At 40.9% G+C, this 13603-nt stretch carries 13 protein-coding genes; 2 read left to right on the top strand and 11 right to left on the bottom strand.

Translation table 11 applies throughout. The features are described 5' to 3' along the window. Position 1 precedes the first annotated feature (1 nt). The 11 genes from rseP to BUQ89_RS00565 all read right to left on the bottom strand — a co-directional run bounded on the left by rseP (position 2) and on the right by BUQ89_RS00565 (position 11224). Positions 2-1369 (bottom strand): RIP metalloprotease RseP, encoded by a 1368-nt coding sequence (gene rseP / locus BUQ89_RS00615; RefSeq protein ID WP_028461525.1) that lies wholly within the window; start codon positions 1367-1369, stop codon positions 2-4. A 200-nt stretch (positions 1370-1569) separates the two neighbouring features. After that, on the bottom strand, positions 1570-2757 hold the full coding sequence (gene ispC / locus BUQ89_RS00610; RefSeq protein ID WP_028461526.1) for a 1-deoxy-D-xylulose-5-phosphate reductoisomerase: 1188 nt from the start codon (positions 2755-2757) through the stop codon (positions 1570-1572). Next, positions 2754-3575, bottom strand: coding sequence for a phosphatidate cytidylyltransferase (locus BUQ89_RS00605; RefSeq protein WP_028461527.1), 822 nt, complete (start codon positions 3573-3575; stop codon positions 2754-2756). The genes ispC and BUQ89_RS00605 overlap by 4 nt, the downstream gene beginning before the upstream one ends. An 80-nt stretch (positions 3576-3655) precedes the next feature. Next, positions 3656-4420 (bottom strand): polyprenyl diphosphate synthase, encoded by a 765-nt coding sequence (gene uppS / locus BUQ89_RS00600; RefSeq protein ID WP_028461528.1) that lies wholly within the window; start codon positions 4418-4420, stop codon positions 3656-3658. Between the two features lies 1 nt (position 4421). Next, positions 4422-4979, bottom strand: a complete 558-nt coding sequence (gene frr, locus BUQ89_RS00595) for a ribosome recycling factor (RefSeq protein WP_028461529.1) — start codon at positions 4977-4979, stop codon at positions 4422-4424. Between the two features lie 52 nt (positions 4980-5031). Beyond that, positions 5032-5745 carry a UMP kinase gene (gene pyrH / locus BUQ89_RS00590; protein ID WP_028461530.1) on the bottom strand — a complete coding sequence of 238 codons (714 nt, stop codon included), beginning with the start codon at positions 5743-5745 and terminating at the stop codon, positions 5032-5034. 30 nt (positions 5746-5775) lie between these two features. Continuing rightward, entirely contained in the window at positions 5776-6660 is an 885-nt protein-coding gene (gene tsf, locus BUQ89_RS00585; RefSeq protein WP_028461531.1) for a translation elongation factor Ts, read from the bottom strand. A 169-nt stretch (positions 6661-6829) separates the two neighbouring features. Then, positions 6830-7549, bottom strand: coding sequence for a 30S ribosomal protein S2 (gene rpsB / locus BUQ89_RS00580; protein WP_036573069.1), 720 nt, complete (start codon positions 7547-7549; stop codon positions 6830-6832). 490 nt (positions 7550-8039) lie between these two features. Continuing rightward, a complete protein-coding gene (gene fnr / locus BUQ89_RS00575) occupies positions 8040-8789 on the bottom strand; it encodes a fumarate/nitrate reduction transcriptional regulator Fnr (protein ID WP_028461533.1) in 750 nt (249 codons plus the stop codon). A gap of 408 nt (positions 8790-9197) precedes the next feature. Continuing rightward, complete coding sequence (locus BUQ89_RS00570) at positions 9198-9506, bottom strand: c-type cytochrome (RefSeq protein ID WP_028461534.1); 309 nt, start codon at positions 9504-9506, stop codon at positions 9198-9200. 182 nt (positions 9507-9688) lie between these two features. After that, a complete protein-coding gene (locus BUQ89_RS00565; protein ID WP_256205440.1) occupies positions 9689-11224 on the bottom strand; it encodes a BCCT family transporter in 1536 nt (511 codons plus the stop codon). A gap of 310 nt (positions 11225-11534) precedes the next feature. On the opposite strand from BUQ89_RS00565, the gene BUQ89_RS00560 reads away from it, so the two are divergent. After that, on the top strand, positions 11535-12275 hold the full coding sequence (locus BUQ89_RS00560) for a DUF2490 domain-containing protein (protein ID WP_028461536.1): 741 nt from the start codon (positions 11535-11537) through the stop codon (positions 12273-12275). A 572-nt stretch (positions 12276-12847) separates the two neighbouring features. Then, positions 12848-13582, top strand: a complete 735-nt coding sequence (locus tag BUQ89_RS00555) for a DUF2490 domain-containing protein (RefSeq protein WP_028461537.1) — start codon at positions 12848-12850, stop codon at positions 13580-13582. The last annotated feature ends 21 nt before the right edge of the window (positions 13583-13603 follow it).

Below are 13603 nucleotides of genomic sequence, written 5' to 3'. Positions count from 1 at the left end.
TCTAGCCAGAAACAAGCCGAGTAATATCATTGTATATAGCAAAAATCATTAAGGTAAATAACAGTGCCATTCCGATTCTTTGGCCGATCATCATAGCCTTTTCGGAAAGAGGCGCACCCTTCACGATTTCAATAATATAATACATTAAATGCCCGCCATCTAATATCGGGATAGGTAACAGATTCAAGACACCCAGGCTGACACTGATAAGCGCCAAGAATCCGAGATAGGAGGCAATCCCCATTTGCGCAGATTGACCCGCATAATCAGCAATTGAAATAGGACCACTGATATTTTTCCATGACACATCACCCATTACCATCTTAACGAGCATTTGTAATGTTAATACCGTCGTTTCCCAAGTTTTATCGATAGCCTTGAGCAGAGCTGTTCCTACCGGATAGCTCACCTTTACCAGTAATTTCTCCAATTCAGACTGGTTAATTTCAGGTGCAATCCCAATTTTTCCTATTTCTTTGCCATTTTCAGTTATTATGTCCGGAACCACATTAATACTGATCACCCGGTCATCACGAAAAATATCCAGCATCAAAGGCTTCCCCGGATTAGCCTGTACCTCTTGAACGAACTCTAGCCAGTTATTAATTTCCTTTTCATTTACTGCTAAAATTTCATCTCCTGCTAACAAACCAGCGCTATGACCCGCACTATCCGGTATTACTTGAGCAATCACCGGCTTAATTATGGGTTGATGACTGCTTAATCCAATTTTTCTCAGAAAATCTTCATTCAACTCATTCGGATGAATACTGCTTAAATTTAATTCCCGCCAATTAACTTCTTCATTCGAATTAAGCGTCTCAATACGCACATTAGAAGATTGATCCACCGCATGTTTCAGTAATATCCAACGCACATCCTGCCAACTAGCAACCAGTTCATCCCCAATTTTAACAATCGTCTCTTGTGCTTCAAATCCTGCCACAGCCGCCGGTGTTGCCGGTATCACCGGTCCTAATATTGGCTTCATTCCATTGATGCCTATAATGAATAATAACCAATACAATAGGGCAGCCAGTAAGAAATTAGCGATAGGCCCTGCAGCGACAATAGCAAAACGACGTCCGACTGGTTGACGATTAAATGACCGCGGCAGATCTTCAGGCGCAACCTGACCCTCCTGTTCATCGACCATTTTGACATACCCCCCCAGCGGGATGGCAGCCACTACCCATTCAGTCTGATCTTTCCCCCAACATTTGCGGAATATGGGCGGACCAAAACCAATCGAAAACCGCAATACCTTCACGCCATTCCAACGCGCTACCAGGTAATGACCAAATTCATGGAATGTAATAAGTACGCCCAAAGCGATGATAAAAGAAATTATCGTAAAAAGTAGTGTCATGTCGGTTTATTGAGTCAGAGATGGTAATACAAAGGTTTCAGTCGAATCCAAATAAAATACGTTATCCCAAGCAATTTCAATCAATATCAACACAGTATTATTAATAGTCAGCAACGAAGCACACGAAATAGATGCCTACTGAAAATTAGGCAGGCAATTATGCCTATTCGACAATGAATCATTGAAATAATTTAAGAAGGCTATGCCAGACAGGCCAACCATTCGCGAGCAGCTTCTCGTGCCACATTGTCCGTTCTCAATACGTCATCCAGAGTCGTCATTTCTTCGCATTTAACTGACTGCATGACCTGTTCAATCATCGATGGGATTGCGGTAAATGACATCAGGCCTTTAAGAAAAGATTCCACTGCAATTTCGTTAGCCGCATTGAGCACAGCAGGCATATTACCTCCTATAGCCAATGCTTGATAGGCTAACTGCAAACATGGGAAGCGTTTCAAATCAGGTTCTTCAAAATTTAACTGGGCAACCTTAAACATATCCAAAGGCGTGACGCCACTACTTATTCTTTCAGGATAACCTAATGCATGTGCAATAGGAGTACGCATATCAGGATTACCCAACTGAGCCAGCACGGAACCATCGACATACTCGACCATAGAGTGAATAACACTTTGAGGATGAATCACTACCTGAATATCCTTAGGCGCGGCATCAAATAACCAATGCGCTTCAATAACCTCCAACCCTTTATTCATCATAGTTGCTGAGTCTACTGAGATTTTTTGACCCATGTTCCAGTTAGGATGAGCACATGCCTGTTCAGGTGTAACCTGCTCCAGCGAAGCAAGAGGCGCACATCGAAATGGCCCGCCAGAAGCGGTCAGTAGAATTCGGCGCACTCCAGCAGCGGCCAGGTTTCCGTTAAAATGATGGGGAAGCGACTGATATATCGCATTATGTTCGCTATCGATTGGCAACAAGGTTGCCTGATGTTTTTTCACCACGTCCATAAAAATTCGGCCCGCCATGACCAAAGTTTCTTTATTGGCAAGCAATACCAGCTTGCCCGTGCGGGCAGCAGCAAAAGTCGGCCGAATACCTGCGGCACCAACAATAGCCGCCATCACGCTATCTACCTCAGGAAGTGAAGCTACCTTTTCCAAAGACTCAACACCGGATAGCACCTCCGTATCCAACCCGTTTGCACGCACTTCTTTAGCTAATCGTTCAGCACTTCTCGCATTCAGCATGACCGCATAGCGCGGCTGATAGCGCTGACATTGTGCTAGCATTCTCTCAGTATTATTATTAGCCGTCAGGGCTATGACATGAAATCGATCCGGATGACGTGCGACTACATCCAGTGTGCTCTCACCGATGCTACCAGTGGAACCAAGTATGGTTAAATGATGAACAGCTTTCATAACTGGCGTGAGTAAAAAACCAAAAATGCCAGTATGGCTACTGGCAGGGTAGAAGTAAGTGCATCAATGCGGTCCAGCACACCACCGTGTCCTGGGAAGAAATGACCGCTATCTTTAACATCGGCAAAACGTTTCATCCGTGACTCAAATAAATCACCAATAATACCGAGCGCAACCAGTAAAAGCAGTAGAGGTAAAAGCATTATGATTAAAGATTCTTCCATCAGATAATCCCAAACCAGAGCATATACCAAAACAGCCATCAATGCGCCAGCCACACCTTCCCAAGTTTTTCCTGGGCTAATCATACGTGCTAATTTATGTTTACCAAATGCGCGTCCTGCGAAATAAGCCGCACTATCAGAAATCCAAATAGTCCCCATAAACCCCAGCAAAAGCATAGGATTAATTTCACGTAACTGGTACATGGCCAGGCATGTTGGTAATAATAATAACCATCCCATCGACATCAGTATAATGGGGTTTTTGACTGGATTGGATAATTTCAGAAATATGGGCGCCACCGTTACCCAAAAAACAGATGACAATGCATAAAGCCATATAAATTCTGATGTGTAAGGATTGACCCGAACAGCTTCACTTAGCAGAAACAATAATTCCCCGCCCAGCAATGTTGTCAGCACCATAAAGAGAATCGTATTTCTTACAGATAATTTAGCTAACCGACTCCATTCCTGTGACCCTACTACAACCAGGACGAGTAGCAATGCCGCCCAGAAAATAGCTGGCAAATAAAATATAGCCGCTAGAAATAAAGGAAGGATAATGATGACGGTGAGAATACGAACTTTAAGCATGAAATAGAACTATCGAATAAAAGCGCATATTGATTTTAAAATGGTAAGGAATTTGTTTCATTATTAGATGGTCGTTTCTATTATCTTTTCGCAGATAAAGAAATTTCAAGTTGCTCGCTAGTCCGGCCAAATCGACGCTCACGTTGCTGATAAGATTGAATAGCCAGATCAAGTTCATTTGTATCAAAATCCGGCCAAAGAGTGTTGGTAAAGTACAATTCTGTATAAGCCAGCTGCCACAACAAGAAGTTACTGATACGGCACTCACCGCCAGTGCGAATAAATAAATCAGGCTCTGGAGCATAACTCATGGAAAGATATTCCGTCAGATTTGCTTCAAAATTTACAGGCAGCTCATGAGAATTTATCATCATCTTACGAACAGCCTGCATAATATCCCACCGTCCACCATAATTAGCAGCAATCGTAAATATGAGACGTGTATTTTTAGCCGTCAGTATCTCACCATTGCGAATAAACTCTACTATTTTAGGTTCAAACTTTGATAAATCACCGATCACCTTAAAACAAATACCATTCTCATGCAGCTTGGCAATTTCTTGTTCAAGGGCGCCAATAAAAAGTTGCATTAAAAAAGAGACTTCATCCGCCGGTCGACGCCAGTTCTCACTACTGAAAGCAAATAACGTTAGGTATTCAATGCCACGCTCAATACATGCTTTAATGGTGCCACGAACAGTTTCAACACCCTGCCTATGTCCCGCTATTCGGGGCATGAAGCGATTTTTTGCCCAGCGGCCATTACCATCCATGATAATAGCAATGTGTCGCGGTGTTGATCCTATTTCAGGGATGTCTTGGGTAGAACTGGAACCTCGCGGCATATCAAACAGCCATTAACTCGGCTTCCTTAATTTGTAGAATTTTATCAATTTCAGCAATGTAGTGATCTGTCAGCTTTTGAATTTCATCCTCACCGCGACGTTCATCATCCTCAGATATTTCCTTGGATTTCAATAAATCTTTTAATTGAGCGTTTGCATCACGACGAATATTTCGCATCGCAACACGCACAGCTTCCGCCTCGTGTTTTACCACCTTAGTTAAGTCGCGACGACGCTCCTCTGTTAAGGGAGGCATAGGCACGCGAATCATCTCGTTTACTGACACAGGGTTGAGCCCCAGATCGGAATTACGAATTGCCTTTTCAATAGCATTCGCCATTTTCTTATCCCAAGGAACTACACCAATAGTACGTGCATCAACCAAATTAACATTCGCAACCTGACTAACGGGGGTTGGCGTGCCATAATAATCAACCAGAACATGATCCAATAAACCGGCATGTGGCCGCCCACTACGCACCTTACTCAAATCAGTTTTCAACGCCTCCAGGCTCTTTTGCATTTTTTGCTCAGCAGACTTCTTTACATTGATGATCATAATAGTTATCCCATTGATATCTTTTTAGTTAGAGATTTAAGATCTATCCGGATCAGACTGTTACCAAGGTTCCTTCATCTTCTCCCATGACCACCCGTTTGAGTGCCCCAGCCTTAAAGATACTAAATACATTAAGCGGTAGTTTCTGGTCGCGGCATAATGTCAATGCAGTCGCATCCATAACCTGAAGATTTTTAGCGATCGCTTCATTAAAGGTAATTTTTTGAAAACGGGTAGCCTCTGAATTAATTTTTGGGTCGCTTGTATAAATCCCATCTACCTTTGTTGCCTTCAGTACGATATCAACATTCATTTCCATGCCACGTAACGCAGCGGCCGTATCCGTAGTAAAAAAAGGGTTCCCTGTTCCCGCAGCAAAAATTACGACTCGTCCTTCTTTTAGATAACGCATTGCTCTACCGCGAATATAAGGTTCCACCACTTGTTCCATACGCAATGCAGACTGTATGCGCGGTATTAAACCACCTTGCTTCATCGCATCCTGCAATGCCAAGGCATTCATGACGGTCGCTAACATACCCATATAATCAGCAGTAACCCGTTCTATTCCATCTTTCGTTGATGTCATTCCACGGAAAATATTACCACCACCTACCACAATGGCAATCTCAACGCCTAGTTTATTTACTTCAGAGACTTCGGCAACAATACGCTTCATGATTGCGTGATTAATACCGTGGCTATCCTCTCCCATTAAAGCTTCACCTGAAAGCTTTAGCAAGATCCGTTTATAAGTAGCAGTCATAAATTATAAGCAATGAATATAATGTCTACTTTATTTTGTCTGGCTCAACTGCGCTCTGACTTCATCCGCAAAATTCTCAGCCTTCTTTTCTATTCCCTCTCCAACAATAAACAGAGTAAAATCATTTACTTTGGAAGATTTTTTTATCAAAAGCTGTTCAATTGTTTGCTCCGTATCTTTAACAAAAGGCTGACCTAGCAACGTAACCTCGGCAAGGTACTTGACAATACGCCCTTCTACCATTTTTTCCACAATATTAGCAGGCTTTCCGCTTTCAGCGGCTTGAGCAGCGAATATTTTCCGCTCATGCTCCAGTACATCAGCCGATACCTGTTCTTTAGACACGCATATTGGTTTGCTCGCTGCAATATGCATTGCCAAATCCTTGCCTAGTGCTGCATCGCCGCCGGTATAGTCAACCAAAACACCTATTTTGGCTCCATGCAGATATACCGCAAGTTGCCCTGTCGTTACATGACGACTACAACGTCGTATGCTAATATTTTCGCCTAGCCTCATCACCAGCGCTTTACGAAATGTCTCTACGGTTTCGCCATTTGGCAATGATGCGTTACTTAATGCTTCAATATCCATTAGATTTTTTGTTGCGACCAGTTCCGCCAGATTCTTAGAGAAACTGATAATATCTTCATTCTTTGCAACAAAATCGGTCTCACAATTCACTTCCACCAGTGCACCACACCGACCATCCGTCGCGACAAATGCACCTACTATTCCTTCTGCTGCAATACGCCCAGCAGCTTTGCTCGCCTTAGCACCACTTTTAATTCTCAGCAGATCCTCGGCTGCCTTCATGTCGCCATTCGTTTCTATCAATGCTTTTTTGCATTCCATCATGCCAAGTCCGGTCGACTCACGCAATTCTTTTACCATGCTCGCGGTAATATCCGCCATATTTACTCCAGATGCCAAATTGGTTTATAACTTGAGCTCGCTTAGCCCGGAGCAATCTCAATACATTCGATTGTCTATCGTAGGCATTGAAAATCCGAGCTAAAGACACTGTCTGAATAGAGCAGTTACTATAAAAATCCAACTGCTCTATTAATTATTTACAATGCAGCTAGCTTATAGCTCCATCCATTTCAACAATTTCTTGAACAGATTGATTGCGCCCCTCCAGAATCGCATCGGCAGCTCCGCGCGCATACAGGCGTATCGCCTGACTAGAATCATCATTCCCTGGAATGATGTAATGTAGTCCGCTAGGGTTATGGTTCGTGTCCACTACGCCTACAACTGGGATACCCAGTTTCTTAGCCTCAGTAACAGCACCTTTTTGATAACCAACATCAATAATAAATAAAGCATCAGGCAGGCCCTTCATATCCTTAATACCTCCCAGGCTGCTATTCAGTTTATCTAACTCACGCTGCGTATCAAGCGCTTCTTTTTTAACCAGCTTCTCCAGTGTACCGTCTTGAACCATCGTTTCCATATCATGCAAACGCTTGATCGACTGCTTGATCGTTTTAAAATTGGTCAGCATTCCGCCTAACCAACGCTGATCTACATACGGAGAACCACAACGTGTTGCCTCTTCGCGCACAATATCACGCGCCTGACGCTTAGTACCAACGAATAAAATTACACCTTTATTCGCCGATAATTGACGTACATATTTCATCGCTTCTTCATACCGTACCAACGTCTTTTCCAGGTTGATGATATGTATTTTGTTGCGATGTCCAAAAATGTACGGAGCCATTTTTGGATTCCAGAAACGAGTTTGATGACCAAAGTGCACGCCCGCTTCCAGCATTTGCCGCATAGTTACTGACATAATGTCTCCTGTTAGGGTTAAGCCTCCATTCGCCATAATCGCCCTACGCCGTAGGGCACCCCTCTTTTGACGAATGTGTGAATTTAATCTGGTCTAGCATAAAATAAAACGCAAATATAACCAAATTATACGGATATTATAGCATTTTCCGAGACTTACTCAAGATAAGAAGGCATCATATAATCTCGACTATTTTAAAGAAAAGCATAGATGAATAGATCAGCCCGGCTTATCTCTACAACCCTCCAAAAGGGTTCTCCACGACTTAACCCATTCTAAAAAGGCACTAATAGAAAATTTTTTCAGAGAATCATATAAAAATCATTCATGTTAGTAGAAATATATTTTTGCAATCTGAAATCACATAATTTTGTCTGTACAACCCTGTTTTTACGAGAGAAAACAGAACATTTCCGTCTGCTATTTCTTTTAAGTTCCACACAGCAGCCAATATTTCAAACACCGTTATCTATTTAAAACGGGCTGGGATTTAAACACACAAAGAAATTCCAATTTTCGATTTCAACCGTTTAATATCGCTTATTTGAATATATTTATTATCAACGGTAAGGATTTTTTCTTCCTGCAATTTAGAAAAGGCACGGCTGACTGTTTCCAACTTAAGGCCTAAATAGCTGCCAATCTCTTCCCGTGTCATACGCAGGTTAAAATTCAGAGAAGAATAACCCAATCTGGAGAAACGTTGAGACAAATTAAGCAAGAAAGCTGCCAGCCGTTCATCCGCTTTCATGCTACCCAGTGATAACATCACATCATGATCTTTTACAATTTCACAGCTCATAATTTTATAAAAATGGTGCATCAATGTCGGAATGATGCGTGTTATTTCTTCCAGCTTTACAAAAGGAATTTCGCATACCTCACTATCCTCCAATGCCACGGCATCACATGTATATGCCTCTGCGCTAATGGCACTGAGTCCCAACAATTCCCCTCTCATGTGTAATCCAACGACTTGCTGGCGTCCATCCTCATGAAGCAAGCATGTTTTAAAGAAGCCATTACGAACAGCAAAAAGAGATTGAAAATCTGAACCCGCATGATACAGATACTCGCCACGCTGTATTCTCCGTTTACGACTGACTACCTCACCAAGCATTTCTATTTCATCTTCGTTGAGGCCTACCGGAAGACACAATTCACGCAGATTACATGATGCACAGTTAGCCTTGATATCAGAGGCATCAAGGTGATCTGTTGATACGGTATTTAGTAACACAGCAGATTCCTCGCTTACTTTTATTTATAACAGTTTTTTAACTCACACAAATCTATTTAATGTGATGTTAAATAATCAGCCATCCATTACTCACATAGGAGAATACCTCTATCCATATGTTATATAGACGATTATTTTTTCTCAACACCTATTCTTTTATCTTATGCACCATTCCGTAATGATTCTCCACTATAACTATAGCCCGATTGATTCAAATAATAAAATCTATACAAAAAGGACGGACTATTCGTCGCATAAAATAAGCTAACCCGGCAAGTTGGCTCAGCGTAATATAGTCCGCTGGATAGCATTCTGATCACTTTCAGTAAGCGACAGTTCTGTCTGAATAGGCTCTTAAGAATATTTATTGCCTGAGAACCCTGTCGATTCCCAGACACATTGGTTTAGTTATTTGGCTTGACTATTGGCTAATATATAGTCGGCTAGACGATCTGCTGCTTCGCCTTGAATATTCGTAAAAGAAGGCATCCTCATGCTACCTGACTTTACCTTATTAAGAATAGCATCCTTATTTGCCATATCCTCACTCAGTATCATTGCAACACTGCCACTTAAAGGCTTATGACATCCTGTACACGCTGTACTGAATATCTCTTCACCAGTGGCGTCGGCTACAGGGGTGTAGTCATTACTTGCTCCACAACCAGCTAAAATGAACAATACAGCCGCTGCTAACAAGAAATTCGTTTTTTTCATCTTCTACTCCAGTTTATTTTATTAAAAAAGCCAGTAGGCTTATCAGACAATTCATTAACAAGACATCATAGCTCGTACGAACATCCAGATAGACCACCTGACCCAAGTTACCACACCTTACAATAGCATCAGGATTCATTTTTAGTCCATTTCAGCCATATATCAACCACCACTCGATCTCTCTACTTTCTATGATTCATTACTTCCTTGACAACAGAAATACACATAAGCACCATTACCATAGAAAATGGCAACGCACCAATAATCATGGCATTCTGCAAGGCTTCAAGACCACCATCACCAACAATCAGTAAGGTACCGATAACCGTTGTAAGAATTAGACCCCAAATTATTCTATGCTTTATACTGGTATGCTTTTCACCACCAGCCATAATCGTATTGAGTACCAATACACCAGAGTCCGCTGATGTAATCAGAAAAGTCAGTATCAGAATTACCGCCAAAATTGAAACAGCCTTTGACATCCCGCCAGAAAGCAACATATTTAATGTTTCAAATAGCTGTGCCGAAGGTGCCGCACCAATGATATTACCATCAGCCGTACCATAGAGCTCTAAATTTACTGCAGTACCACCTAATAAAACAATCCAGATAAAGCATACGGCCGTGGGCGCAAACATCGCTCCTAATATGAATTCACGAATCGTACGCCCCTTAGAGATACGGGCTAGAAATAATCCAACAAATGGTGCGAACGCTATCCACCAAGCCCAATACAGAATGGTCCCATTTTCTTGCCAATCCCCTAGTGGTGTTTTAATTTCAAATACCGCAACTGAAATAGCCGGTAACGTAATCACATAATCAATTAATCCGCTAATATATAGCTGTAATAAAAAAAATAATGGGCCAAAAATCAGGAAGATTAATAATAATATACATGACAACCCCAGATTTAAATTACTTAAGTACCTGATTCCACGCCCAACGCCGGTAGCAGCTGAAATAGTTGATAACGACATAACGATGCATAATATAAAAATAAGTGCTGTATTCGTTGGAGCTGAATTTTCATCCGATGACATCATCCAGCCAAACTCGGTAATATCGCTAAAACCAATCACCAATTGATTCACGCCATAACCAATTGTCACAGCAACCCCCAAAAGCGTCGATATAATCGCCGTGATATCAAGAATGTGCCCGATGTAGCCATTCAGATGTTTACCCAATAGCGGTGCCAATGTCGAACGTACTGTCAAAGGTAGGTTATGCGTGTATGAGAAATAGGCCATACTTAACCCGGTTACAACATAGATTCCCCATGGGTGTAATCCGTAGTGCAAAAATGCATAACGAAAAGCCGATTGAATTGCATCACGAGTATAGGGCTCAACATTGCCCTTGATTACCTCAGGATTGTCACCGAAGTGCCAAAGCGGCTCCGCAGTAGAAAAAACCATTAGCCCAATGCCCATTCCAGCACTAAACATCATGGAAAACCATGACAAATTAGAGAATTCTGGCTTCTCATGCTCCTTGCCAAGTTTCAACTTGCCAATTGAAGGAATGACTGCCATCCCAATACAAAAGACAAGAAAAAAAGAAACGACCCAGACATAATAAGCATTAAACCTATTAAGTAATGCATCATTAGCGGTATTTAAAACAATTAATGCCTGATCGGGAGAAATTGCAGCCCAAAGAACAAGCGTCATAATGACGGCTTTGCTACAAATTGTAATAAATCTATTCAACCCTTTATAAAAACCAGATTTTGCGAGTTTAATTTGTATATTTGTAAATAAAATAATATCCGCCCCTCCTTTTTTATATATTCAACTGAATTTATCTCTTAATCTCTTAACATTTTCTTAACATTTTCTTCACATTTTCTTGACATTCGTCGTGTTAAGCTGCCAGTCAATTCTAAATCTTATCCTCTATTAATCTGACCTCGCACTTTGATAAAACAAAAATTGACATATTTTCAATTGCTTGTGGTGAAAAATTATTTTTAATAATAATTTTAGATTTAATGATCCCCAAAAAATAAAGGAAAGTGTAATGTTAAAGAAACTCAACATTTTTATAGTTTCAGCAATAATTAGTCTGATCCCTTCCAGTTTGGCATTCGCTGATGAAAAAACCGTGAATGATTTCATGACCTGGAGTGGAACAACGATTACAGGTGATTTGTCTTTTATCGATCCCAACAACCCCCATTTAAAGAAAATCAAAGTCATGCTTTTAGCACAAGGGCGTTGGGGTGATGATACATCGCGATTTACCCAGGCACTCATACGCCCTGGCATCGGCTATGCTTTTAATAAATATGTAACAGCCATGATTGGTTACGACTGGCTACCCACTCAACGTCCATTTGCGGGTAACCGCCCATTCAATGAACACAGACTCTGGCAGCAATTAGAGATAAAGGATACCTTTTCTTTCGGCACATTAAGTGCCCGTACTCGATTTGAGCAGCAGTTTTTTGATATCCCCGGCGTCAAGGATGTTGGTCAGCGGTTCCGGGAAAAATTAAAATTATCCATACCTCTGTCTTTTGTATCCCCTAAACTGAATTTAGTTGTATGGGATGAGGTATTTGTCAATATGGTAGATACTGATTCAGGTATTCGGCAAGGTTTCAATCAAAACTGGGCATTTGGAGGGTTTGGTTATAAATTTACCGATGTCATTTATGGCGAATTGGGTTATCAAAATCAGATTATTAACAGACCAGACAGTCCCCGCCCAGACCAAATGGATCATATTCTGGCGATTAACGTTAATTTTAATTTCTAAGTATAATAATCTAACAAATTATTCGTTATAAGAATAGCTTATATCAGGACACTTTTATCAACCAGGCAAGGTGTCCTGATCCACCTTATAAACATTTATAAACAACCACATAACTAAATCAATCAAGTCAATGGCGGCTTTCTTTCACCAAAACAGTATCTCCACCCATCTTACTCCATATAGCCTTTCACTACAGTAAACCCGAAATTTAAATTCCTGGACCAATCAATATTCTATTGATGGAGAGAATGAAAAACGTACAAACGTATAGGCGGTTTAAACTGCCTATACGTCTGTACATCGCAGAATATTTCGTTTCTTACCATCCACCTACCACCTCATAGACCAATCTGGTCTTGATCGTTCACATCCTTATTCAAGAAAACAATAAATCAAGTATATAACCCTGCTTATATTAAGGTAGAATTCTCCCTTTTCATGTAAAGGGAAAATAGATTAATAGATTCGTTAAGCAATTGTTTTATTAAATAAGATTAAGAATGTCACTTAATATAGAAAAATTTATAATTACAATTTGTAGATCTTATTAGCTCTAGAGAAAGGGATAAACAATGCTAAAGAAAATAAATATTTTTATGGTCTCCGCATCGGCAATAATAAGTTTAATCCTATCTAGTCCCGTCGTTGCTGAGAAGGTAGCAGAAGATTTTCAAACCTGGGGTAATATAACCGCTACGGGAAATTTTTCTGCTATCAATCCAAATTTAAAAAACCTTAAATACTGGGTTGAGGGACAAGGACGCTTTGGTGATGATTCTTCACGGTTTTCTCAGTCACTTATTCGTCCTGGCATCGGATACGCAGTTAATGACAAGACCAGTGTATGGGTAGGCTACGCCTGGGTTCCAACCAGCCGCCCATTTGCAGCTAAAAGTCCTTTCAACGAACATAGAATCTGGCAACAATTATTATGGAGTGATTCATATTCATTTGGTAAAGTGACTAGCCGTACTCGTTTTGAACAACGATTCTTTGATATTCCTGGTAGTACTGATGTAGCCTATCGTTATCGACAGATGTTGAAACTATCCGTTCCCATGCCTTTTATCTCACCAAACGTAAGTTTTGTGGTGTTCGATGAGATATTTGTTAATCTCAATAATATCGATACAGGGATCAAAACTGGTTTCAATCAAAACAGAGCATTTGCGGGTATAGGTTATAAGTTTAACCAATATACTACCGGTGAAATAGGTTACATGAACCAATATTTCAACAGGCCGCAGAATCCCCGTCCGGATCAAATGCAGCATATATTGTCCGTTAACTTATTCTTCAATTTCTAGATATCTTGTCTTCTGAACAGA

It is taken from the genome of Nitrosomonas cryotolerans ATCC 49181 (assembly GCF_900143275.1).
Classification (GTDB): domain Bacteria; phylum Pseudomonadota; class Gammaproteobacteria; order Burkholderiales; family Nitrosomonadaceae; genus Nitrosomonas; species Nitrosomonas cryotolerans.
The sequence above is the reverse complement of the archived record's forward strand: the minus strand, read 5'-3'. Positions and strand labels throughout refer to the sequence as shown.